Origin of the sequence: Trichocoleus sp. FACHB-6, from assembly GCF_014695815.1 — a bacterium.
GTDB classification, from domain to species: domain Bacteria; phylum Cyanobacteriota; class Cyanobacteriia; order Cyanobacteriales; family FACHB-T130; genus Funiculus; species Funiculus sociatus.
Genome location: NZ_JACJOY010000090.1, coordinates 26,671 through 49,418, shown reverse-complemented (window position 1 = coordinate 49,418; position 22,748 = coordinate 26,671). Strand labels below are relative to the sequence as shown.

Sequence of the window (22,748 nt, the reverse complement as noted above, 5' to 3'; positions counted from 1 at the left end):
CTGAACTGGGCACTGATTGCAATGATTCTGGCTCTGCTCATACCCATGTACGAGGCTTGGCAAGATGATGATATTTGGCAAAAAATGTTGGCATTTGCCAGTATTGCGACCAAAACATCAATCATGATTCTAGTCGTATCCGTCTTACAGGATGATTGGATGCTCGGTGTTACAGGGGTAATCATTCTGAGCGTAGGTAATGCCGGATTAATGTTGTTGGCACAAGTCCTGAAACGAATCAATGAACTATGATCAACGGACTTAGTTATACCTGCATAGGTATAGGAATTTTCTTCTGGTTTTGGGGAACCTTTCCCTTGATCGGTCACCGATCGGTATTATTCAAGCTGCATACTCTTTCGGTTGCCGATACCCTAGGGAGCATGATCATTATCGTCGGACTGCTCCTAAAGATACCCAGCGAATGGCCTCTGCTCATCCTTGGCATTATCACCTTGGCAATCTGGAATACTGTGCTGGGGTATGTGTTAGCTTACTGTTCCAGCAGTGGAGGTAGCCATGAATGATAGCTATATCTATATCTATGTCATAACCGCCCTGCTGCCGTTGTCCGCGTTGATGCTGGTACTTCAGACCAATCCTTACCATGCTCTGGTAGTGCAGGGAATACTGGGAGCGGTGGCAGCATTAGTATTTGCGGTTTTGGGTGCGGCGGATGTGGCTTTGACGCAAGCCTTGATGGGGACTCTGCTGGCGATTACGCTTTATGCGATCGCTGTGCGTTCATCGCTGGTGATGCGTCTTGGTGTACTTGAAGATGGGGCAATTGAGACAGATGACGAGTCCCATTTTGGGCAACTGATGGATGACTTAAGAACAATTTTTAGCAAACACTATATGCGTCTTGAGGTAGTCCCGTACACGAATACACAGGCTTTGCATCGAGCCTTGATGGAGAAAGAAGTCCATGCAACGTGTGCCAGAGGAGAGTACGATAATCAAGACTCCGTAGCGACTGAGGACGAAAAGCAACCCTATCACACCACAACTAGGGTTCAACGCCTCTATGACATCATGCGAACCGAACTTTCATCACCAGCGACAAGCCTGACCTTTGTAAATGCACCAGACTCAGGGGAGAAACATAAATGAAATGGGTTTACATTGCAGCGGGAATAGCGCTGTTCGTCAAATTCCTGATCATGCCCAATCCGGCACCGGACTTATCGCTCTCGATCGTCCAAACGCTTGTACAAGAGAGTGGAGTACCTAATGCAGTTACGGCTGTCATTCTCAGGAATCGGCTGTATGACACGATCTTTGAAGTGGTGGTATTTACGATCGCGGTAATGGGTGCAAAGTTTCTGCTGGCGGATGAAAAGCCGTTCTGCACAATCTATCAGTTTACAGATGAACCATCGATTGTTATGGCGCGTCTGGGAGCAACAATTGCTGCGTTGGTGGGTATCGAACTGGCGATTCGGGGGCATCTGAGTCCGGGCGGTGGTTTTGCAGCTGGAGTGGCAGGCGGAACCGCGATCGGACTTGTGGCGATTACCTCATCAACGGAGTGGATGCAGGACATCTACAAGCGCTGGAACGCCGCGATATGGGAGAAGGTTTCGGTTCTGATTTTCATCGTCCTGTCTGTGATAACTCTAGCCGGATTAGAATTACCGCACGGAGAGTTGGGCGCACTTTTTAGCGGCGGGGTTATCCCCCTGCTGAACATCCTAGTCGCAGTAAAAGTTGCGTTGGGTTCTTGGGCGGCGATTTTGGTTTTTATTCATTATCGGGGATTGTTGTGAGGGGAATTAAACTCCAGCAATTATCATTTTGAACAAAATAGTGAGTGCAGACCCTGCTCACTCTCATCTCCGACCATCATTTTAAGTTTGGGTGGGAGTGAGCTTTGCAAAAACAAAGTCAGCAACCGCAAAATATTTACTGATTTATTAAGCGCATCTTTACAGAGAATTAGGATGAGTATCAGTTGATGCTGTAAAAGTGGGGGATTATTAGTAACCGCTTCAGTGGCTATGTTACTGGCGTTGCCCTTTTTAATTAATCTTTCTTATAGGGCTGATTCTTTTGACTTACTTACTGCTGTTATAGTTTTCAGCAAAGCAGCTTTACCTATATTAATAATATGTTGGTTTGATAAGAGAAATATATAACTAGAAGAAGTATGTAGAACTGATGCATTCAGTATGAAATTGTGCTATCGGAGATTAAGCTCATTCCCCGCATCAATGACAGGAGATTTCACATTATTAATCATCATTCAGTACATCTCCCTGTATACAGAGAATCATCAACCGATGGTTTGGTGGCTCTAATCTATAGGAAAGCTAAGATTTTTCAATGGATAATTGGCTTCCTTATTGATTAAAGAATGCCTATTTAGAGTAAATTAAAAAACATTGAAGAATTAAATGATTTACAAGATTGGAATTGCTAAGGGCATAGAGGCAGATATTTATTTAAATCTGCTCGGTTCTACTATTGCTGATTCCATTAAAAAGCCAAAATTTTTGTCTTGCGATCGCTCAATTGTTCAAAGTCTGTACTGCCCTACTATTCATTCACTGTTCTATGTCAATTACCAATCGTATTCGTTTTAATAACCTGCGGGGTGACATCTTCGGAGGTGTCACGGCTGCCATTGTCTCATTACCCCTGGCTCTGGCCTTTGGGGGTGGGGGCCCTCGGCGGACTCTATGGGGCAGTTTGTGGCGGCTTTTTTGCCGCCCTGTTTGGCGGTATCCCAACGTTGATCTCTGAACCGACCGGGGCAATGACCGTAAGCCCTGTCTATAGGTTCTCGTGCAACACCTGTGTTGTAGGGGTGAAGCGCCTCACTCTTACTCTCTTTAACCCTCTAAAGTTCATTTAGTTCATTTATTGCAATACTCCTCATCAGAGGAGAAGGAAGTATTCATGGATTTTTTCTCCTTGTTTTTAATGGACTTCGTTAAGCAGTTGCAGTCCCCAACACTCGGGTTTTTGATTGGTGGTATGGTCATTGCCGCCCTTGGTAGCGAATTGGTAATTCCAGAGGCGATTAATCAGATCATCGTCTTTATGCTGCTCATGAAAATCGGTCTGACCGGTGGTCAGGCGATCCGCAATTCCAACCTAACGGAGATGATTTTACCCGCAGCGTTTGCTGTAGCAGTAGGGATTCTTGTTGTATTCATCGCACGCTATACGTTAGCCAAGCTGCCGAAGGTCAACACCGTGGATGCGATTGCGACCGGGGGGTTGTTTGGTGCTGTGAGTGGCTCTACCATGGCTGCCGCCCTGACGCTCCTGGAAGAGCAAAAAATGCCATACGAGGCATGGGCTGCCGCACTCTATCCCTTCATGGATATCCCAGCGCTCGTAACGGCGATTGTGGTGGCCAACATTTATCTCAACCACAAGAAGAAGCGTAGGGCAGCAGGCGAGTCTCTCAGCAAGCAGGAGTATCTCAGCAAGCAGCCCGTTGCAGCAGGCGATTATCCCAATCAGGAAGATTATCCCAGCAGCCGGCAAGAGTATCTCAGAAAGCAGCAGTCTGCGGATAATCGGGTCAAAATATGGCCGATCGTGCAGGAAAGCCTCCAGGGTCCTGCCCTATCGGCAATGTTGCTCGGCATTGCTCTTGGCCTGTTCACCCAGCCGGAAAGTGTCTATAAAAGCTTCTACGACCCCCTCTTCCGCGGCTTGCTTTCGATCTTGATGCTGGTCATGGGTATGGAGGCTTGGTCAAGACTTGGCGAACTGCGCAAGGTAGCCCAGTGGTACGTCGTGTATAGCGTTGTGGCACCGCTGGTGCATGGGTTCATCGCCTTCGGTCTCGGCATGATTGCCCACTACGCCACGGGATTCAGCCTGGGCGGTGTTGTGATCCTGGCCGTCATCGCCGCCTCCAGTTCAGACATCTCAGGTCCGCCCACGTTGCGAGCCGGGATTCCGTCGGCCAATCCCTCCGCCTACATCGGCGCATCCACAGCCATCGGTACACCCATTGCGATTGGCTTGGCAATACCGCTCTTCCTCGGGCTTGCCCAGGCGATCGGCGGCAGCTAATCCCAGACGGGTCGCGGTCTGTCGACCCTCCCTTGACCCGGCAGACCAAGCGACTCAATATATAAGATCAATTACGGTAAGGAGGTAACCAACATGGCAAAGCCAGCCAAAAAGCTCGTCATCGTCACGGAAAAGATTCTGCTGAAAAAGATCGCCGATATCATCGAAGAAGCCGGGGCAACCGGTTATACGGTTCTGGAAACCGGCGGTAAAGGCAGTCGCAACGTGCGCTCGTCGGGACAACCAAGCGTTTCTGACACCAATGCGAATATAAAATTCGAGGTGCTCACCCCGGATCGGGATATGGCCGAGAATATTGCGGATCAGGTCGCAATAAAGTTTTTCCTCGATTTTGCGGGCATGATCTATATCTGTGACGCGGAGGTACTGTACGGGCACAGTTTCTGTGGACCAGACGGCTGTTGAATCGAGACGACACAGACCTAAAAAGCCGGGGCATGACCCCGGCGTTTTGGTGGCCGTTACTCAAAACGTTAGTCGATTTAGATGATGCCCAAATGGTTTGGTATCTCTGGCTCCCTTTGTCCTAAAATCTATCGCATTTTACTCGCCATGATTGTACACAAACCCGTTCCAGAACGTCCTGGACGCTGTGAACCGAGAGTCAGAAAGCACCGACAATCAAGCTTATCCTCTCATGCAGCAGCCTCGTTCTTTCCTACGTCAGCAGATGGCGAACGCTTGATTAAACTGGAGCGCATACGGCAACAGCCCAATTGCGATTTCGGGTAGGGCTGATAGCTGGCGATCGCGTAGCGTGCCGTAAGCAATCGGTTGCCTCTAATTCAAATCAGGTTTAAATCGTTTTTACCACCACAACCTAATCATGTTTTTGAACCATACAATGACAGCTTTAAGTTCTGGGATGGCATCCCTGATTGTTCCCATGCCCTTGTTGGCAACTGTCGAGGCAGAAAATTCACCGATTGTTCTGGCTGGAGTTCTGCTGAGTTTAGTGGTGATTTATCTCGCCAGTAAACTCGGCGCAGAAGCGGCTAAACGATTAGATTTTCCACCAGTTCTGGGTGAACTGGTGGCAGGGGTGATTGTCGGGGTATCTGCTTTACACCTGATCATCTTTCCCGAAAGTGGACTTTCCGCCGCAGACTCAGCGGTTATGACCGTGCTGCAATGGATTAATCATCTGTCTCCCGCAGCCCTCACGAGTGTATATGAGTCTCAGAGTGAAGTCATTTCAGTGCTGGCTGAATTGGGCGTGATTATTCTGCTGTTTGAAATTGGTCTGGAATCGGATCTCAGACAGCTGAAAGAAGTGGGTACTCAAGCTGTGATCGTCGCCTGTGTAGGGGTGGTAGTTCCCTTTGCTGCTGGCACCGTTGGCTTGATGATGTTATTCAATGTTCCCGCAATTCCAGCAATTTTTGCAGGTGCTGCTTTGACGGCAACCAGTATCGGCATTACGTCCAAAGTATTGTCTGAATTAGGACAGCTTAAATCCAAAGAAGGTCAGATCATTGTTGGTGCTGCTGTTATTGATGATGTACTGGGAATCATTGTCCTGGCTGTTGTCGCCAGTTTAGCCAAAACGGGTGAGATTGATGTTTCTAATGTCATCTACCTGATTGTGAGTGCAACAGCGTTTCTGATTGGTTCCATTCTGTTAGGTGGCATCTTCAACAAAACCTTCGTTGCGATTGTGGAGAAATTTAAAACCCGTGGCAACGTTGTCATGCCAGCATTTATCTTTGCCTTCTTCATGGCATTTCTGGGCAGCGCAATTCATCTAGAAGCGATTTTGGGTGCTTTTGCCGCTGGCTTGGTTCTGGATGAAACCGATGCCCGCAATGAGTTGGATGAACTGGTGAAGCCAATCGCCGATCTACTGGTGCCAATCTTCTTTGTGACTGTGGGAGCGCGGGCCGATCTGGGCGTGTTGAATCCGACGCTGCCTGAAAATCGTGCCGGACTCTTGATTGCCGCATTTTTGATGGTGGTTGCCATCGTCGGCAAGGTGGTGACAGGTTGGGTGGTGTTTGGTCAGCCCGGAATCAATCGATTAGCGATTGGGGTTGGCATGGTTCCACGGGGTGAAGTTGGGTTAGTATTTGCCGGAATCGGTTCTGCAAGTGGAGTTCTGGATAAGCCGTTGGAGGTATCTATTATTGTCATGGTGATTCTGACCACATTTCTGGCACCACCGTTTCTGCGGATCGCTTTTGGTCAGCCAGTGGAACCCCCAAGCACAGGAGAACCTTCGAGTGAGGAACCAATTTTAGCGGGTAAATCTTAGCCTATGCCTTGAGCGCCTCCCACGACTGAAATACGTGGGATTCGCCATTCATAGTTCATGGCGTTCTACGCAGTGAACCATGAACTATGAACTATGCTGCTACGCAGCTTAATCAGATCAGCCATAATGCTTTGTGTGAATCCTGCGAATGCCTATAAATGCAAGATATCTAAAAATGAGATTCACTAGAATCTGTAAATAAAATGAGAAATTATTAGATAAAAAGGAAACTTAGTCAAAGAGCGTATATTAGAAGTTATTTGTATTTACGATTACCGACTGACTTAATACTAGAGCTAGGCTTTGGGTAGAAGTTGGATGAAGCCGTAGCAATTATTCTGCTTAGAAGGGTGGAAAATTCTCCTAGGAGTTTGCGATTAGTAAAGATAGCATTCTTCCACAGAGTGAGAAATTTGCATAGCAAAAATACCTGGCGATTGAAAATCGCGGCTACGCCAACCCCCCTTACCCCCCTATGCGCTATCGCTAACGCGAGGCTAAAGCCAACGCGCAGGCTTCGCCAACAAGAAGAAGGGGGGCAGAAGTTGCGACTTCTATTCAACGAAGTCCGCCTGCGCGGACTGAATGACTGAATCTGCGGGTTCCGGGAAATCAGCAATTTACCAGATCGCAGGTCTTTTAATTCCCGGTTCGACTGTGGTGATTTCACCGCTGATTGCTCTGCAACGCGATCAGATTGAGTCAATCGCACGGCAAGATGTGGGTGAGGCGGCTGTGGTCAACTCTACTAGACCTCCTGCATGGCTCATGAGTCATGCAGGAGGTCTATTGGATACCTTGCTGCTGCAAGCGGGAGCAGGCTTTAAGCTACAGGAAACGAGTGAGCCGAAGTCTGAAGATGCTCCCGATAATTTATTTGAGCCGATCGCAGGCTTCGATCAAGTTGAGGGGGATTTTAGCAAGCAGTCACGGGCTAACAGTTACTCTACCTGGCTGGAAACTCACCTTATGGCAAAGTGGGGTGCGATAGCCTTCGGCATAGCTTCGCTTACCGCTATGACGACAGCACTGGGAGCCTTAGGGTTAGAGGTACTGGTGGCGCGAGTGTCTAACACAAGTAAGCTCATCTAGCTCTGAACAGATTGTGAGACAACGACTTTGATCAGCATTGAGTAAGGGAACGCCCAGAGCGCCGGAGATGCGATCGCGATCGCATCTCCATCTAACAACAGCTCTCAACTCTTCTCAGTGCCTAGCAACCTAGCATACTCGCTTGTGATGATTCCATAACACGAACAGGAAGCGGCTTCTAATTTCTGCCGATTCAGGATGGTAATTCTGCCCCGGTTGTAGCCAATCAGCCCTACCTGTTGAAAGCGGTTAGCCGCCTCCGTGACACCCGAACGTCTTACACCCAGCATCTTAGAGATAAATTCCTGAGTCAGCCGCAACTCGTTTGACCCTACAAAGTCACAGACGAGTAGTAGCCAACGGGCAAGCCTCTGATCGAACTGATGGAGGCGGTTGCAGGCAGCGTTTTGTGAGGCTAGAGCGTACAGCGCTTGCGTGTACCGCAGCAGCAAACTTTGCAGTGAGCCACCCTGGTCAAACTCGGTTTTAAGTAAGCTTGCCTCCATCTTCATGCCACACCCTGCTAGCTGCACCATTGCGGTTGTGATCGCGATGTTGTCTCCCAAAGCGGCGGGGATACCCACTATCCCCTCATTACCCACTAAGCCGACTTCGACCGTCGAGCCTTCTTCGGGAGTGGACAGCAAAGAAACTATTCCGCGATGGGGAAATAGACGTATTCAATTGATTCACCCCTCTTGTGAAGGACTTGCCTCCCAGAGAGCGAGACGAACTCTAGATGGGAAGGCGCTGGTACTTAGCATCTGGCAGAGCAGCTAGCAGTCGATTGACTGCCTGGGGTGAGGCTTCGGACATCGAGTATTAGGAATCTCCTATTTTTTCATGGAATCGTTGTTATAAAAACAACTTACGGCATCAGGAGAAGAATTTAGGTTTTAGTCCGAATGTCAAAAGGGGTTTGTTCACTAGGAACTGAAAAGATGGCTCTTTTATGCTAAATAATTGAAAGTCGGTGCCGCGTCTACCGCTAGCGGTAGACGCGGCACCGCGCTAATAGGTGGGGGTACTGTTCCAGACTCGCATCTTAAGCCAATCGACAATCGTTGGAGGGAGGTCTTAAAGAAAGCACTCTTGAGAAATGACATCTAATGATTAACGCTAGAATAGTTCAAGCAACCCTCCTAATTTAAAACTAAAAATTGATTCATTAAAATAATAATTCTATAGAAGGATGCCTGATAGACCACAGTATATTAACCTAATCTAGAACATCAATTTTTTAATGAATAATAAACCTCATTAAAAGTGCGTATAAAATCAAACTTTTGGCTGCTTTGGTACACCTTTTGGTAGAGTTATGAAACTATAGAGTTTAGTAATTAGCCCTATAGGAAAAAAGTTGCCATTATAGGATTTAAACAAAGCATTTTTTAAGAGATTTGTTGTCGGAAATGCTCTCAGATGAAGGTAGCGATTTAGTTCCCGTTAACTCTTTTAATATTGCTATACAGTATGTTCGGGCAACAAGAAGATCAGATTTTAGTAGAAGCGAGTCCTCTCCCGATTCAGGAAATCCCAGAGGATAGGGCATTAACAGAGACGAAACTGCCTGCAACTGTAACCCCGGATCTTAAAATTCCCAAGGCAGAAATTCGGACAAGCCTCAAGGCATTAACTACCGAAGGAGCCTTCGCTACGGTCTTTTACAGTATCATTGGCGGCGCGTTGCTCAGTAATTTCTTGCTGGATCTCGGTGCCAGTACAGTAGAAATCGGTCTGCTCGCCTCGATTCCCCAACTGACAAATCTGCTGCAACCGCTGGGAGCCTTTCTGGGAGACCGAATCAAGAGCCGCCACTGGTATTCCTTCTTGATTTTCGGCTCGTCGCGGCTGCCGTGGTTGCTGATTGTGCCAGGGATTTGGTTGGTCAGCACATCTCGTATCCAGCCGCGCCAGTTGGTGTTGTTGACATTGGCAATTATCTGCCTGAGTAATTTCATGGAAGCTTTGGGTCGTGCTTCCTTTCTCAGCTGGATGGCTGTGTTAGTACCAGAGCGATTGCGGGGGCGGTATTTTGGCTTACGCAATAGTGTTGTGACGTTGACCAATCTCATCGGCGTGCCGCTGCTGGGTCTAACGGTATCGAAGTGGCCCGGTGGTTCGCTCCAAGGATTCGGTGCAGTCTTGGTTCTGGGAGTTGTGTTCGCAACACTCAGCCTCGTCTTTCAGTTCTGGATAACTGATGTCAATCCGCAGCTAGTACACGCCGCCGATTCGGATACAGACCACAGCTCGCCCTGGAGGAAAATTTTTAGCTTCCTCAAGGATGGCAATTTTTTGAGGTTTTTGTTTTACTCAGCCTTGTGGAGCTTTGCGGTTAACATCAGCGCTCCCTTCTTTAACCTCTACTTGCTGGGAGACCTCAACCTAGATGTGAGCGTGGTAACGCTCTATAACAGTTTGGGAGCTGGTGCTAACTTGCTGATGCTGATGTTCTGGGGCAAACTGGCTGACCGGATTGGCAATCGCCCACTGATGATAAGTGTGGGAATCTTGGTGGCTCTGACGCCTTTACTGTGGCTAGAAGCTGGAACCGCTCCAATTTTCCTTTGGGCCTGGTTTCCTTTGTTGCATATCTTGGGTGGTGCGACTTGGGCGGCGATTGACCTATGCAGCGGTAATCTGATGATGGGAGTGACACCGCTACGCAATCAGTCGATTTACTTTGCGATCGCGGCGGCGGTTCCTGGTATTACTGGAGCAATGGGAATCGCTGCTGGCGGCTATGTCGCGACTGTGACTGATTTTGGTGGCTTGCCTACGGCGTTTGCTCTGTCTGCCGTCCTGCGGCTTCTCGCCCTCCTGCCCTTAGTTTTTGTTCACGAACGGCGCTCTGTGCGTGTGCGTCAGCTAATGAAAGTCCTGATCCCAACACTCAAGCGGCAAGCAGGAGCAATTCAAGCAGGACGCACCAGTTTGAAACCATTACCATTAATAGAATCTGAAAAGGAAGGTTCACCTGCAAGCTCATCCGCTCAGTCTTAAGATGATGAACTATGAACTAGGCGGCTCTCCTCCCATATTTTAAAAGAGATGGGAGGAGAGCCGCCTTCTTTGATACCCAAACCTGTCACGAAATCTATCTTAGTGGGGATGTTTCAAGAAACAAAAAAAGTAAATTTTTCTATTTCGGGTATAATGTAGCGTATGTTACAGAAATATACCCATGAATCCTCTATCTACAGGATTACTAAACGGGGCAGGAATAGTAGTTGAATTTCAACAAACCGAGAAAGATTTAGGATTAAAAGTCCAACCAGAGGATAAGGCATTATCCGAGACGGTACTTCCTGCAAAGCCGCCCTTTAAAATTCCCAAGGCAGAAATTCGGACAAGCCTGCGGGCATTAACGACCGAAGGAGCCTTGGCTACGGTCTTTTACAGTATTATCGGCGGCGCGTTGCTCAGTAATTTCTTGCTGGATCTTGGTGCCAGTGCCGTTGAAATTGGTATGTTCGCCTCCATTGCCCAGCTGACGAATCTATTGCAACCCCTGGGAGCCTATCTGGGAGACCGCATCAACAGCCGCAACTGGTATTCCCTGTTGATTTTCGGCACCTCGCGGCTGCTGTGGTTGCTAATTGTGCCAGGGATTTGGTTGGTCAGCACATCTCGTATCCAGCCGCACCAGTTGGTGCTGTTGACATTGGCAATTATCTGGGTGGCTAATATCTTGGAAGCTTTGGGTCGTGCTTCCTTTTTCACCTGGGTAGCTGTGTTAGTACCAGAGCGATTGCGGGGGCGGTATTTTGGCTTCCGCAATAGTGTTGTGAACTTGACCAATCTCATCAGCGTGCCGCTGCTGGGTGTAGCGGTATCGAAGTGGCCCGGTGGAGCGCTCTCTGGCTTCGGTGTGGTCTTGGTTGTGGGAATTGTGCTGGGGATAATCAGTCTCGGCTTTCACTTCTTGATGACTGATGTGAACCCAAAGCTAGTACACGCCGCCGCTGAGGATACAGAGCAAGGGGCATCCGGGGAGAGAGTTTTTAGCTTCCTCAAGGATGCCAATTTTTTGAGGTTTCTTCTTTACTCAGGCTTGTGGAGTTTCGCGGTTAATGTCAGCGCTCCCTTCTTTAACCTCTTCTTGCTGGGCGATCTCAAGCTAGATGTGAGCGTGGTAACGCTTTATGGCAGCTTGGGAGCTGGTGCTAACTTGCTGATGCTGATGTTCTGGGGTAGACTGGCTGACCGGATCGGCAATCGCCCGCTGATGATAATGGTAGGAATTTTGGTGGCTTTGACACCTCTACTGTGGCTAGAAGCTGGAACTGCTCCAATTTTCCTTTGGGTTTGGTTCCCCTTGTTGCACATACTCGGCGGTGCGACGTGGGCGGCGATTGACCTGTGCAGTGGTAATCTGATGATGTCGGTGACACCGCTACGCAATCAGTCAATTTATTTTGCTGTTGCGGCGGCGGTTCCTGGTATCACTGGAGCAATCGGAATTAGCATTGGTGGCTATGTCGCGACTGTGACTAATTTGGGTGGCTTACCAATGGTGTTTGCTCTGTCAGCCGTCCTGCGCCTGTTTGCCCTGCTGCCCTTAGTTTTTGTTCATGAGCAGCGTTCTATGCCTCTGGGTCAGCTAATGCGAGTCCTGTTCCCAGTCACACAGCCAACAAAGCTGATTGCAGCAAAGGAATAAGTTTGCTCCTAAACCCTTGCCTAATCCGGGTCTTGTCCCTGCTGCCGCATCTCACATTCTCGGATAAATTGCGCGATCGCATTTTTCCGATCTTCTGTTAACTCGCTTGTTTCATCGAGGTGGCTAATTCTCTCAAGGATCAAGGATGGTTCGAGATAGGGTTCAACCCACTTAGGGTCAAGTCTGTAGCCTGTTTTCTGCGTCCCGTCCGACCCATACTCACTACAATCTTTTTGCAGGAACTTCTCCAAGAAATTAACTAGCCCTTCGTCATTATCAATAATCTTTTCAACCCATCGCTTGACTTCCTCTTCTCCTGCCCAACTTTGCCAATAGTGTAATTTTTCAGATAGCTTTGGGGCTTCCAGCAGGGAGTTTTGTTGTGCAGCATCTCGCAGCCGCTTCAAGGCTATTTCTTCAAGTTCTTTAAGGTGTTCTACGCTCTGGAGCCATTCCTCTTCGGGGATAGATTCATCGGCTTCATACTTACCTTGTTCCTGACCCAAGGTTGCTACTTCGCGCACAATTATGGATAAGGCGTTACCGTTTGACATTGCCTCTTTCAAGGTTTCAAACCGTGCTTGTTCGTCAATCCGACGCAACAGTTGAGAGATAAGGCGTTCAATTCTAATGTCATTGCCAAAATCAAACATCCCCTGCGGTTCGTCTTCCGGAGGTAAAAGCTGGTCGCCGACATCCAACAAAGCTTTCACAATTGAAGGAATGCAATGGGTAGGAATTTCTTTTTCAGTGTAATCCTCAAGCTGTTCAAGAAATGCCCGAACTTGCGTCGTGCCATCAGAGCGTTTTTGATGAGCGAGTTCTACAAGAATTTCCCCAAATGCGTTTGCATCTTTTGCCAAGGCAAAGATTGCTTTAATCTCAGCATCAGAGAATTCATCTTGTGTTAGTACCAGGCGGAAGTAGTTGGGAAATATATCTAAGCTACAAATACGTAATTGCTTGCGCCATATTGACTCGTCTTGTGCAGGGGAGGAGGTATTACGCCAAACGGCTTCTAATTTAGGAAAAAGGTGCAATAGCAGCAGTTTGATTGGTTCTTTATCCTCATTTTCAAACTGAGCCAGCCACGAATGGTGAAAATCTTTGATTTCGTCTAATGTCGGAATTAGATAACCTTTGGTCTTTGCGGTTCCCCCAAAGAATGTAGGATTTTTGCGGATTATGTCATATATCATTGGGCGAAAGGCTCGCAGGGACTCAATAGCAATGAAATCAACTGAATTTACCTCACCTTTTACCCCTGGATATGTCACAGTTAAGAGGTTGGTCAGGCGAACAATGTCGCGGGGATTGGTAATAAAGTGGTCTATCCCTTGTAAGTAAACATTGCCCCAGCGATTTTGATTGAATAGTTCTTTTGGCGTGTCAGCCAGTATGCCATTGAGTTTTTCAGAAAGTAGCCTGCGGAGTGAGGTTTTATCTGGGAGGGGTAACTCAAAAGAAGCTTGAACAATCTGCGAAAGGTAGGTCTCTCCAGGTATAGGTTGTGTATTTCCAAGGGTTTTGATGACAACTTCTTGATCGAAAACAAGCAAATAGACAACGTTAGTAAAGTTGGGAATTGATTTAATAAGATAAAATAATTGACTAATCTCTTCAGCGGAGAGCCTGTCAATATCGTCAATGGTTACTACGATTCGCGGATGCTGCTGTTCGAGTGTATCTTCGACTTCTTCTTTTAAGTCAGAAGTCTCCTTTTCTTTATCGTCAAATAATCTTACGAGTGCATTACTAGCTTGAGCATAAGGAAGAGGAATTTCAGAAACAACTTTAGCAAGATCGGTTATTCGACTTATGAAGCCTTTGGGGACAGCTTTGAATTTGCTCAAAACTGTCTGTAATTCGTTAATAAAGCGCCTTGTGATGTCTTCGCCCCCTGAAAATAACCAGGGATTAAAAGGGACGATAATAGGTTGTTCGTTCTTTGGCTTTTGCTGGAGATAGTACGTTAAGAAGTTCAATAGTGTCGATTTGCCAAAACCTGAGGAACCGTAAACTGCAATAACGAACCCTTCAGGAAAGTTCATTTGGCAAATACTGTCTGCAAGATGTTTGGCAAAGGGTGCATATCCTAATCGGTCTTGTTTCGGCTCGATTAAGGCGTTGTCTGCCGATGGGTCACTAAAATCCTCTGGCAAGACCTTTGAATCGTTCTTTGTTTGAGCCATGCAGTCTCTCTCTTTGTTAACTAAGGTGTCCTTGCCATTGAACGTTCGTTTAATTAACACCCCCCTGGCGTGCTGAGTGTGGGGTGTTGCATTACGTCCTAATTATGCGATCGCTTATCTTTATACCAATGCCCATAAAGTATCATCAATGAAGCTCTGCTCTTGTCTACTGTTCGATGGACATTAGCATTAAGGCTGGTTGTGTAGAAGGAACACATTGTCAGTGTTCTAGCAACCTAGCGTACTGACTTTTGATGATTCCATAACACGAACAGGAAGCGGCTTCTAATTTCTGTCGATTCAGGATGCTTATTCTGCCACGGTGGTAGCGAATCAGTCCTGCCTGTTGAAGGCGGCTAGCCGCCTCCGTGACCCCCGGACGTCGTACACTCAGCATTTGAGCCATAAATTCTTGAGTTAGCTGCAACTCGTTTGACTCTACAGTATCAGAGACGAGCAGTAGCCAACGGGCAAGTTTCTCATCGATTTGATGCAGGCGGTTACAAGCCGCATTTTGTGAGGTTAGAGCGTACAGGGCTTGCGTGTACCGCAACAGCAAGCTTTGCAGTACACCACCCTGTCCAAACTCAGTTTTAAGTAAGCTTGCCTTCATCCTCATGCCTGAGTCTTCTCGCTGCACGAGTGCGGTTATGGTCGCGATGTTGTCTCCCAAAAGGTCGGGCATACCTGTAACTCCGTCATTACCCACTATGCCGACTTCGACGTTCGAGCCTTCTTCCGTAGTCGCAATCAAAGAAACTATTGCACGATGGGGGAAATAGACGTATTCGATTGATTCGCCTCTTTTGTAAAGGACTTGCTTGAGAGGAAGCGGAACGTTTTCTAGATGTGGAACAAGGCGCTGGTACTCAGCTTTTGGCAGAGTGGCTAGCAGCCGATTGACTGGTTTGAGTGGAACTTTGGGCATGAGGTCGCGAGGAATTTCCTCGCCTTGAATGTTTTTAGAAAAAACAACTAACAGTATCAGGAGAAGAATTTAGACTCTAGTCCGAATGTCAAAAGGTGTTTATTTACCAGTAAGTTAGAACTTGGCTCTTGTATGCTGCATAATTAACCGTCTGTGCCTAGCAACCTAGCGTACTCGCCGTTAATGATTTCATAACACTCACACGAAGCCGCTTCCAAGTCTTCCCGATTCAGGATGGTAACATTGCCACGGGTGTAGCGAATCAGTCCTGACTGTTGAAGCGTGTGAGCCGCTTCCGTGACACCCGCACGTCGTACACCCAGCATCTGGGCGAGAAATTCATGAGTGAGCTGCAACTCGTTTGACCCTACACGGTCACAGACGAGCAGTAGCCAACGAGCAAGTCTCCCCTCCAGATAATGGAGGCGATTGCAGGCAGCGCTTTGCGTGACGAAGGCGTGCTGTGCTTGTATGTACCGTAGCAGCAGACTTTGCAGTACACCACCCCGCCCAAACTCGCTTTTAAGCACGCTTGCCTTCATCCTCATGCCAGCGCCTGCTAGCTGCACCATCGCGGTTGTAGTTGCGATGTTGTCTCCCAAAGCGGCGGGCATACCTGTAACTCCGTCATTACCCACTAAGCCCACTTCGATCATCGAGCCATCTGCCATCGTTGTGAGCGCAGAAACTATTGCATTCTGGGGGAAATAGACATATTCAATTGGTTCACCAACCTCTTGAAGGACTTGCTTAAGAGAAAGCGAGACTTGATCTAGATTGGGAAGAAGGCGTTGGTACTCAGCCAGAGGCAGAGCAGCAAGCAGTCGATTGACTGCTTGGGGTGAAGCGTTAGACATTGGGTATTACGAATCTCCTAGGGTTAACCCGTTGCAAGAAACAACTGACGGCACGGGGAGAGGAATTTATACCCTAGTCCGAATGTCTTGAGGTGTTTGATGACCAGTAAGTTAGAACCTGGCTCTTATATTGTAGCAAACTGAAATTCTGTGCCGCCTCTACCGCAAGCGGTAGAGGCGGCACAGAGCCAAGAGGTGGGATTATAAAGGGTTGCGATCGCGTTAGCGTCAGCGAGGCGTTAGCAAGGGGGCTGCTGCTTACAGTAGATCGCGTTAGCGCAGCTTTCTGGAAAGCGATCGCGGAGCATCCCAATGAAAGTAAATTGCCCACAGACTTCGTTTGTATAGCTGCGATTTTCAAGATGTTGTTGGCGAATTCGGAAGACCTAACCCCCCAGCCCCTTCCCTGCAAGGGAAGGGGGAGTCCGGAAGCCCCTCTCCGATCAAGGGGAGGGGTCACAACCTTCGCTAGACCAACAACATCTTTTCAATCGCCAGATATTTTTGCTTGCATTGGAATGCACTCGCGATCGCAAACTTAGATAGCGTCAACTATTCTAGGTTCGCACCTTAAGCCAATCGACAATAGTTGGAGGAAGGTTTCGCTGCACTTTACTGCTGACGTACATCCCAATATGCCCAACTGGGAAGGAACGCACGGTGTAGTCTTCGCTCCCAATGTACTTCTCAAGAGCCAAGGAAGATGCTGGGGGAACTAGATGATCTTGCTCGGCGTAAATGTTCAAAATCGGGATGCGAATATTCTCCAGATTCACTCGCTTCTCTCCAATCTCGACCTCACCTTTAATCAGTTTGTTTCCCTGGTAGAAATCCTTCATAAACTGTCGATAAGCCTCTCCAGCTTGGTCAGGACTATCGAAAATCCACTTTTCCATGCGGAGAAAGTTGAGCAGCTTGTCCTCTGATTCGATAGTATCCAAAAGGTCAATATACTTCTGAATTCCTAACTGGAACGGCTTCAGCAGCAAAAACTCTAAGTTCATGAAGTCGCCGGGGATGTTACCCAGAGTATCTACCATTAGATCCACGTCTAGCGCTTGTGATCCTAGAGTGCTTCCACCCCAAACATTGAGCAGTCCCTCCTGGATGTGAAAATCAACCGGAGTGACCATAGTAATCAGGTTTTTCACCTTCTCTGGGTAAATGGAACTGTAGCAGAGACTAAAAGCGCCCCCTTGACAAATGCCTAACAGGTTGATTTGCTCTAAGTTGTGGCGATCGCGTACTACGTCCACACAGTTATTGATATAACCATTGATGTAGTCCTCAAGAGTTAAAAAGCGATCGCTTCGACTGGGATAACCCCAGTCAGTTATATATACATCCATGCCAAGATTGAGCAAATTGGCAACAAGCGATCGCCCTTCCTGCAAATCGACGATGTAGGGACGGTTGACTAAAGCGTAAACAATGAGGATAGGAATATTCAGCGAATGCTCCACCTTTGGTGTGAAGCGGTACAGCACCACCTTATCTTCCCGATAAACTTCTTCCTTGGGTGTCACCCCAATCTGAATGTCCTCCTCGCGCAGGCGGCTGAAGCTCTCGACACCCTTAAACAGTTTTTGGGTTAGCTCGGTAAAATCGTGCATTGCATCCTCAAGACTCGCTGCGTTGGGATTCTCCTAAAGCTTTTTTAAGGCTTTTGATTTCCTTACGCAGCTCGTAGACGTTGCGGTGAATTTCATCAACTTCGCTGCGAGTTGGTAAGTTATTCATCTTCAGAAACACTTCCATTAGCTGTTGCTGCTGGAGCCTGTAGGTCATGGCTGCATTCAAGAATTTCCCCTGAATCTCAAGGGCATTCTCTGAACGGAACGTCTGTGCGAATGCCTGGTCAAATACCCTACTCCAGACTTGCTGAAATTGCCGCCAGTTCTGAAGCGTTTCGCCCTTTTCCTGGGAGGATGCCAATCGCATCAGCTGCTCAAAGGCTCTCATCCAGACATCGACCAGCACTAGCTGATAGTCAAAGCTCGCTTTATAGAAGTTTGTCCAGGCATCAAAGCTTTTAAGCAGTTTGTTGTTGAACTCACGGGTATATCCCAGACTTGGGCTTTGCAGTAAGTTGCCAGTCTGTTGATAGTCCCAGTAGAGGTTGTTCAGCTCTATTGATGCAACATCGCCGCCCATCGCCTGAGTTACCATTTCTAGTGACTGGCGCAGTGGTTCTACCCACTGACCTAACTTTTGCAGCCCCTCCGCATAAAGAAGCCATAACTCGACCTGATTTTGAATACCGTTGACTGTAGCAGGCGTTTCGGGAGTTGTCACAGGTTTAATAAAATCAATCCAGCTTTCCCGAATTTTCTTTTGAGTCTCAGCCCACGTTTTCACCAGATTCTCAGTCTGTTCGACCCAGTAAGTAGCGTCTTTTTCCATTGTTGCTGAACTATTGGTGACGTAAGTGGGCAAAATTAATCTTAGATTTTTTCCTGTGGCAAGTTCGTCACCGTAGGTATGATTAGTGGGAATGCGATCGCATATTACTTGCATAGCCCATTTCTCGTTGTGAGAATCAGCACGCAGCTTGGTACGTGTGTAATTGTGCTATTCATCACCATTTATTGCCTTATAACCGGATTGCCAACAGCGTTGGCCAATCTCAAAAATAACGTCTTCAGCCTTCCACTTCGGCTTGGTTAGATAGAGTTCGGCGACCTTCTGTTTCCTAGATGTAGAATGCTTAACTTAATCCTATGTTGGTCAGCCGCCGATTCATACCCCTACTTAGTCCAAAGGGAAGATTTAGTCAATAAAAAAAATTAGTAATTATTAAATCAATGAACTTAATGCGCTAGTTTTCTAGCCGATCTTATGGAAACCATTTACGGGAATATACAAGGAGTAAAATCTAGTTACATCAAGCAACTACAGCGCCTGTACGAGCAACGGCAACCCTCCCATAGCCTAACTACTCCCGAATTCGCCCAAACTCTAGCAGCAATCAGTACAGAGATTCACCACCCCGTCTGCTGCTACCTCAATCGGCGTGGGCAAGTAATCCGAGTTGCAGTCGGTACGCCAAGCCAAACTCAAATCCCGCCCCAAGACCTTCCCCGGCATAGCGCGGAACGCCTGAGTGGGATTCGCTGCATTGCCACTCAACTTAAATTAGAGCCACCTGACCCAGCCACACTGACAGCAATGGCACGGCAGCGCTTAGACGCTTTGGTGTTAATCCCCACTGGCAACGGAGCGGGACGACGGGACGGTGAAGCCACAGGCTTAGTCAAGGAAGCTTACCTAGCTCACCTTGTACCCGAACAAGAAACGCCTTGGATTGTTTCTCCTCCCCTCAGCCTAGATGAGCTGAACGAACAAGACTTTGACGACTTAGTTGATGAATGGGAAATCGAGTTCTCTGAATCAAGCGATGGAAAATCGCAATTCCAAGTAATTGAATCCGATTCTGACAAAGTGTTACTGGTTGGGTTGATGACCGAGGACGTGTCTCCCCAACGGTTTCAAGATGGACTTGAAGAACTGATTCGATTAGTTGATAGTGCTGGAGGAGAGGTATTAGAAACAATACAACAAAAGCGAAGTCGCCCCCATCCTCAAACGGTTGTCGGTCAAGGAAAAATTGAAGAAATTGCCCAACGTGCTTATCAGCTAGGAGCCAACTTAATCGTTTTTGACCGAGATATTTCTCCTTCCCAAGCACGAAACCTGGAAGAGCAGATTAACATCCGAGTCGTAGACAGAACTGAAATAATTCTGGATATCTTCGCTCAACGCGCTCAATCCCAAGCGGGTAAATTGCAAGTGGAACTGGCGCAACTGGAATATATGCTGCCTCGGCTCAGGGGTCGAGGTCGGGAAATGTCCAGGCTTGGAGGCGGAATTGGTACCAGAGGGCCGGGTGAAACCAAACTAGAAACTGAGCGGCGAACGATTCAACGCCGAATCGCCCAACTTCAGCAGGAAGTTAACCAATTACAAGCCCATCGCTCCCGGTTGCGACAACAACGACAACAGCAAGAAATTCCCTCTATTGCGTTAGTCGGTTATACCAATGCGGGTAAATCGACGCTACTAAATGCGTTGACTCATGCCGAAGTTTATACAGCAAATCAACTATTTGCCACCCTCGACCCGACAACGCGAAAACTGGTAATTACAGATCCAAACACTCAAGATCGGAGGTCTCTTCTGCTTACAGACACGGTAGGGTTTATTCACGAACTCCCGCCACCTCTAATGGATGCTTTCCGCGCCACCCTGGAGGAAGTAACTGAGGCGAATGCGTTGCTTCATGTGGTCGATGTGTCCCATCCAGCTTGGGAAAGCCATATCCGTTCAGTGATGGATGTGCTAGCAGAAATGCCTACTCTTCCTGGTAAAGCTTTGATTGCTTTTAACAAGGTCGATAAAGTAGATAGCGAAAACTTGGCTTTAGCTCAACAAGAGTTTCCTGAAGCCGTGTTTATTTCCGCAACTGGACGCTTAGGTTTAGAGACGCTACGCCAGCGATTGGTGCAACTAATTGACGAAGCTGGTTCACAGACTCCACTTATGAAAATGTGAATATTGCTGCTCGTAAGTTGAATTATCTAGCTGCCTTTCTGGATATGTCAACCAATTACTACGAGCATACGGCTAGGCAAGTTGTAGCGAGGAATTTGATTTTACGACCAGCACAAGTAAAGGCAAAGACAAAAAGAAATAACACAAGGAAAAAGGAAAAAAAGAAAGATGAACCAGAGTGCGATCGCACTCTGCTTAATCTTCCCGAAATTTATCAAGGGCGATCTGTCTTGCGGCGGATCGCTTCGCTATCGCTTTTGTGCATTCTTCGCTATCCTAGGGGACGTGACGAATTTCCGATTTATTTCAAGTATTTAGGCGATGGAAGAAATTCTTCAGATAGTCAAAAAAGTCACTCTGGCGCTAGTTGGTGGTGGAGCAGCGTTTTTAGCTTTCTATCTGGCACTGTTTTTTTCGATTATGGTTCTGGTTCCTACCAGTTCTCCAAATCAACTAGAAGAATGGACAAACACTGTAGTGACAGTGTTTGGTATCAAATTAACTGTACTCTCGCTACAACGATTGAAAGGGGCCGCCATTGGTATCAGTATTGTCCTTCCCCTTGCTGCCGTTGCTTGGTTTTCACTCCGAGCATTCATTCACCAACGGTAGTAACAACAAATAATTTGCGCTCCGACAGCAGTTGAACAAAACAGAGGTTGCGTTTCCAACGCCCAACCCAATCTATGGGCTTTGTTGCGATCGCGCTGGCAAGTTAAGATTAATTCTGTAACTTTTTGTAAAAGGCACTTACTCCTAAAAATTAGGTTATAGCAGTCCTAAATGATTCGTGAATGCGAGATCCCGGACTTCTCTAAGAAGTCCGGGATCTGAAGGGCTGGCTCACAACGCAAATAGGATTGCTATAGAGAGGTAAACATCTACTAGAAAAAGGAGCTATCGTGAGTCAATCTATTTCTAAATTGGTGGATACCCTGCCAACTAGCAGCATGACCGTTTATATGCTGCGATCGCTCGATTTTGTCGTTCCTGGTGAGTGGCAAAACGTCGTGGGGTTTGAAAACACCATCCGTGCGGTGACAGGTGTTACCGACAGAGACTTGATTGAGGAGATTGGCGACAGAGCGATCGCGCTGTACAACGATCCAACGGAAGTTTATCAACAAACCTTATGGCTTTACCAAACAATTGACCGTGCCGATAGCGCTATCGGTGCAGCAGCACTGGCGAACAAAGTTGGCGAGAAAATCAGCTTCTTGAATTTTTTAAACCAGCTTACTCCCAAACCTGATACTGTACAAGCCATTGATTTGTCCCTAAAGCTGGTAGTAGAGTTGATTGCCTTTTGTCGGTTGCACGGAATTCCTACCAGCATTGAAGCATTTAGAACTTCTTTAGGAAACTATCACAATGAATCCATAATGCGGATGGCGGCGCTAGTTGCCGTTGATGGATTGATTCCTCTTGGCCCTGACTTCATCCTCAAAGCTCAATCAATTCTCGCTCAGCTCAATCCTTCGCAATTAGAAGGAAATACAGCCTATCAAAGTATCAACACTGCAATTCCTGGCGGTACTACGGCTGGTAAATTAGGCTTCATTGGTGAGAGTTTTGCCTCAGTTAACGGCTGGATGAGTAACTTTGTTGCATCTCATGGGTTAACGCCAGAAAACGTTGTTACTCACTTACAACAGTTTATGAATACTGCTGATAGTAAGTTGGATTATCTAGCTGCCTTTCTGGATATGTCCACTAATTACTACGAGCATACGGGTACCCAAACTGTGGCTCGAAATTTGATTTTACGAGCAGCAGAAGAAACTAAAGGTAAAGACAAAAAGAAAAAGCACAAGGAAAAAGAAAAGGAAAAGAAAAAAGATAAAAAAAAGAAAGACTAACGAGAGCGCGATCGCTCCTTATTCTCTCAAAGCTTATCGAGTGCGATCGCACAAAGCGCACCAGGGGAGCGATCGCATTGATGTCGCCAGCGATGAGAAAGTATAAAACTGGTGGGTTTGGTGGGTCTAGAAGGGTTGGATTTTAACAAAATTAGATGTTGGGTTGACGCAGGAAACCCAACCTACGGGCGATTTGCGATCATCGCACTATAATTGATTAGAGCTTTTACCAAGGCACGATCAACTAGGTTTCTTTCCTATAGGATGTGATGAGCTAGAGCGAGGAGCCATCAAAC

The 22,748-nt window shown here is 47.3% G+C and carries 21 protein-coding genes and 2 pseudogenes; 15 read left to right on the top strand and 8 right to left on the bottom strand.

The genetic code is table 11. The features are described from left to right. The 10 genes and pseudogenes from H6F66_RS17295 to H6F66_RS29405 form a co-directional block, all read left to right on the top strand. Nucleotides 1–252: a hypothetical protein gene (locus H6F66_RS17295; protein WP_190423640.1), complete on the top strand. Its 252-nt coding sequence runs from the start codon at nucleotides 1–3 to the stop codon at nucleotides 250–252. Continuing rightward, nucleotides 249–527, top strand: a complete 279-nt coding sequence (locus tag H6F66_RS17290) for a monovalent cation/H(+) antiporter subunit G (RefSeq protein ID WP_190423550.1) — start codon at nucleotides 249–251, stop codon at nucleotides 525–527. The genes H6F66_RS17295 and H6F66_RS17290 overlap by 4 nt, the downstream gene beginning before the upstream one ends. Continuing rightward, nucleotides 520–1,113 carry a DUF4040 domain-containing protein gene (locus H6F66_RS17285; protein WP_190423548.1) on the top strand — a complete coding sequence of 198 codons (594 nt, stop codon included), beginning with the start codon at nucleotides 520–522 and terminating at the stop codon, nucleotides 1,111–1,113. The genes H6F66_RS17290 and H6F66_RS17285 overlap by 8 nt, the downstream gene beginning before the upstream one ends. Next, nucleotides 1,110–1,769, top strand: coding sequence for a Na(+)/H(+) antiporter subunit B (locus H6F66_RS17280; RefSeq protein WP_190423546.1), 660 nt, complete (start codon nucleotides 1,110–1,112; stop codon nucleotides 1,767–1,769). Before H6F66_RS17285 ends, H6F66_RS17280 begins: the two co-directional genes overlap by 4 nt. Nucleotides 1,770–2,556: 787 nt before the next feature. Continuing rightward, nucleotides 2,557–2,767, top strand: a pseudogene (locus H6F66_RS17275) (SulP family inorganic anion transporter); the annotation flags it as partial. 134 nt (nucleotides 2,768–2,901) lie between these two features. Then, a complete protein-coding gene (locus tag H6F66_RS17270) occupies nucleotides 2,902–4,035 on the top strand; it encodes a sodium-dependent bicarbonate transport family permease (protein ID WP_190423544.1) in 1,134 nt (377 codons plus the stop codon). A 93-nt stretch (nucleotides 4,036–4,128) separates the two neighbouring features. Further along, nucleotides 4,129–4,461 (top strand): hypothetical protein, encoded by a 333-nt coding sequence (locus H6F66_RS17265; RefSeq protein WP_190423542.1) that lies wholly within the window; start codon nucleotides 4,129–4,131, stop codon nucleotides 4,459–4,461. 147 nt (nucleotides 4,462–4,608) lie between these two features. Beyond that, a complete protein-coding gene (locus H6F66_RS17260; protein ID WP_190423540.1) occupies nucleotides 4,609–4,788 on the top strand; it encodes a hypothetical protein in 180 nt (59 codons plus the stop codon). 94 nt (nucleotides 4,789–4,882) lie between these two features. Then, nucleotides 4,883–6,307, top strand: a complete 1,425-nt coding sequence (locus H6F66_RS17255) for a cation:proton antiporter (protein ID WP_190423538.1) — start codon at nucleotides 4,883–4,885, stop codon at nucleotides 6,305–6,307. A 585-nt stretch (nucleotides 6,308–6,892) separates the two neighbouring features. Then, nucleotides 6,893–7,057, top strand: a pseudogene (locus tag H6F66_RS29405) (recombinase RecQ); the annotation flags it as partial. A 446-nt stretch (nucleotides 7,058–7,503) separates the two neighbouring features. Here the strand turns inward: H6F66_RS29405 and H6F66_RS17245 are convergent. After that, on the bottom strand, nucleotides 7,504–8,046 hold the full coding sequence (locus H6F66_RS17245; RefSeq protein WP_199295350.1) for a Crp/Fnr family transcriptional regulator: 543 nt from the start codon (nucleotides 8,044–8,046) through the stop codon (nucleotides 7,504–7,506). Between the two features lie 826 nt (nucleotides 8,047–8,872). On the opposite strand from H6F66_RS17245, the gene H6F66_RS17240 reads away from it, so the two are divergent. Both H6F66_RS17240 and H6F66_RS17235 read left to right on the top strand, forming a co-directional pair. Then, a complete protein-coding gene (locus tag H6F66_RS17240) occupies nucleotides 8,873–10,405 on the top strand; it encodes an MFS transporter (RefSeq protein ID WP_190423536.1) in 1,533 nt (510 codons plus the stop codon). A gap of 181 nt (nucleotides 10,406–10,586) precedes the next feature. Further along, nucleotides 10,587–12,065: an MFS transporter gene (locus H6F66_RS17235; protein ID WP_190423534.1), complete on the top strand. Its 1,479-nt coding sequence runs from the start codon at nucleotides 10,587–10,589 to the stop codon at nucleotides 12,063–12,065. Nucleotides 12,066–12,085: 20 nt separating this feature from the next. Here the strand turns inward: H6F66_RS17235 and H6F66_RS17230 are convergent, their stop codons facing one another. From H6F66_RS17230 to H6F66_RS17205, 6 genes are all read right to left on the bottom strand, one after another. Next, nucleotides 12,086–14,257, bottom strand: a complete 2,172-nt coding sequence (locus tag H6F66_RS17230; protein ID WP_190423532.1) for a P-loop NTPase fold protein — start codon at nucleotides 14,255–14,257, stop codon at nucleotides 12,086–12,088. A gap of 220 nt (nucleotides 14,258–14,477) precedes the next feature. Continuing rightward, on the bottom strand, nucleotides 14,478–15,185 hold the full coding sequence (locus tag H6F66_RS17225) for a Crp/Fnr family transcriptional regulator (protein WP_190423530.1): 708 nt from the start codon (nucleotides 15,183–15,185) through the stop codon (nucleotides 14,478–14,480). Nucleotides 15,186–15,328: 143 nt separating this feature from the next. Further along, entirely contained in the window at nucleotides 15,329–16,042 is a 714-nt protein-coding gene (locus H6F66_RS17220) for a Crp/Fnr family transcriptional regulator (protein ID WP_190423528.1), read from the bottom strand. A 73-nt stretch (nucleotides 16,043–16,115) separates the two neighbouring features. Then, nucleotides 16,116–16,403: a hypothetical protein gene (locus H6F66_RS17215; protein WP_206755800.1), complete on the bottom strand. Its 288-nt coding sequence runs from the start codon at nucleotides 16,401–16,403 to the stop codon at nucleotides 16,116–16,118. Nucleotides 16,404–16,599: 196 nt separating this feature from the next. Continuing rightward, the gene (phaC, locus tag H6F66_RS17210; RefSeq protein ID WP_190423525.1) at nucleotides 16,600–17,655 is read right to left on the bottom strand and encodes a class III poly(R)-hydroxyalkanoic acid synthase subunit PhaC; all 1,056 of its coding nucleotides are present in this window, start codon (nucleotides 17,653–17,655) and stop codon (nucleotides 16,600–16,602) included. Between the two features lie 7 nt (nucleotides 17,656–17,662). Further along, nucleotides 17,663–18,559 carry a poly(R)-hydroxyalkanoic acid synthase subunit PhaE gene (locus tag H6F66_RS17205; protein ID WP_190423523.1) on the bottom strand — a complete coding sequence of 299 codons (897 nt, stop codon included), beginning with the start codon at nucleotides 18,557–18,559 and terminating at the stop codon, nucleotides 17,663–17,665. Nucleotides 18,560–18,880: 321 nt separating this feature from the next. Here H6F66_RS17205 and hflX point away from each other — a divergent pair, with 321 nt between their 5' ends. The 3 genes from hflX to H6F66_RS17190 all read left to right on the top strand — a co-directional run bounded on the left by hflX (nucleotide 18,881) and on the right by H6F66_RS17190 (nucleotide 22,452). Further along, nucleotides 18,881–20,593, top strand: coding sequence for a GTPase HflX (gene hflX, locus H6F66_RS17200; RefSeq protein ID WP_190423521.1), 1,713 nt, complete (start codon nucleotides 18,881–18,883; stop codon nucleotides 20,591–20,593). A gap of 321 nt (nucleotides 20,594–20,914) precedes the next feature. Next, nucleotides 20,915–21,205, top strand: a complete 291-nt coding sequence (locus H6F66_RS17195; protein ID WP_190423519.1) for a hypothetical protein — start codon at nucleotides 20,915–20,917, stop codon at nucleotides 21,203–21,205. Between the two features lie 290 nt (nucleotides 21,206–21,495). Continuing rightward, nucleotides 21,496–22,452, top strand: a complete 957-nt coding sequence (locus tag H6F66_RS17190) for a hypothetical protein (protein WP_190423517.1) — start codon at nucleotides 21,496–21,498, stop codon at nucleotides 22,450–22,452. Between the two features lie 26 nt (nucleotides 22,453–22,478). On the opposite strand, the gene H6F66_RS28970 is transcribed toward H6F66_RS17190, so the two are convergent. Beyond that, the gene (locus H6F66_RS28970) at nucleotides 22,479–22,601 is read right to left on the bottom strand and encodes a hypothetical protein (protein ID WP_277873946.1); all 123 of its coding nucleotides are present in this window, start codon (nucleotides 22,599–22,601) and stop codon (nucleotides 22,479–22,481) included. Nucleotides 22,602–22,748: the final 147 nt, after the last annotated feature.

Excerpts from the sequence above, each read along its gene's own strand:
- H6F66_RS17255 (WP_190423538.1), top strand. The coding sequence starts at position 4,883 with ATGTTTTTGAACCATACAATGACAGCTTTAAGTTCTGGGATGGCATCC.
- H6F66_RS17290 (WP_190423550.1), top strand. The coding sequence starts at position 249 with ATGATCAACGGACTTAGTTATACCTGCATAGGTATAGGAATTTTCTTC.
- phaC (WP_190423525.1), bottom strand. The coding sequence starts at position 17,655 with ATGCACGATTTTACCGAGCTAACCCAAAAACTGTTTAAGGGTGTCGAG.
- H6F66_RS17265 (WP_190423542.1), top strand. The coding sequence starts at position 4,129 with ATGGCAAAGCCAGCCAAAAAGCTCGTCATCGTCACGGAAAAGATTCTG.
- H6F66_RS17240 (WP_190423536.1), top strand. The coding sequence starts at position 8,873 with ATGTTCGGGCAACAAGAAGATCAGATTTTAGTAGAAGCGAGTCCTCTC.
- H6F66_RS17205 (WP_190423523.1), bottom strand. The coding sequence starts at position 18,559 with ATGCAAGTAATATGCGATCGCATTCCCACTAATCATACCTACGGTGAC.
- H6F66_RS17260 (WP_190423540.1), top strand. The coding sequence starts at position 4,609 with ATGATTGTACACAAACCCGTTCCAGAACGTCCTGGACGCTGTGAACCG.
- H6F66_RS17230 (WP_190423532.1), bottom strand. The coding sequence starts at position 14,257 with ATGGCTCAAACAAAGAACGATTCAAAGGTCTTGCCAGAGGATTTTAGT.
- hflX (WP_190423521.1), top strand. The coding sequence starts at position 18,881 with ATGGAAACCATTTACGGGAATATACAAGGAGTAAAATCTAGTTACATC.
- H6F66_RS17220 (WP_190423528.1), bottom strand. The coding sequence starts at position 16,042 with ATGTCTAACGCTTCACCCCAAGCAGTCAATCGACTGCTTGCTGCTCTG.
- H6F66_RS17270 (WP_190423544.1), top strand. The coding sequence starts at position 2,902 with ATGGATTTTTTCTCCTTGTTTTTAATGGACTTCGTTAAGCAGTTGCAG.
- H6F66_RS17285 (WP_190423548.1), top strand. The coding sequence starts at position 520 with ATGAATGATAGCTATATCTATATCTATGTCATAACCGCCCTGCTGCCG.
- H6F66_RS17195 (WP_190423519.1), top strand. The coding sequence starts at position 20,915 with ATGGAAGAAATTCTTCAGATAGTCAAAAAAGTCACTCTGGCGCTAGTT.
- H6F66_RS17235 (WP_190423534.1), top strand. The coding sequence starts at position 10,587 with ATGAATCCTCTATCTACAGGATTACTAAACGGGGCAGGAATAGTAGTT.
- H6F66_RS17225 (WP_190423530.1), bottom strand. The coding sequence starts at position 15,185 with ATGCCCAAAGTTCCACTCAAACCAGTCAATCGGCTGCTAGCCACTCTG.
- H6F66_RS17280 (WP_190423546.1), top strand. The coding sequence starts at position 1,110 with ATGAAATGGGTTTACATTGCAGCGGGAATAGCGCTGTTCGTCAAATTC.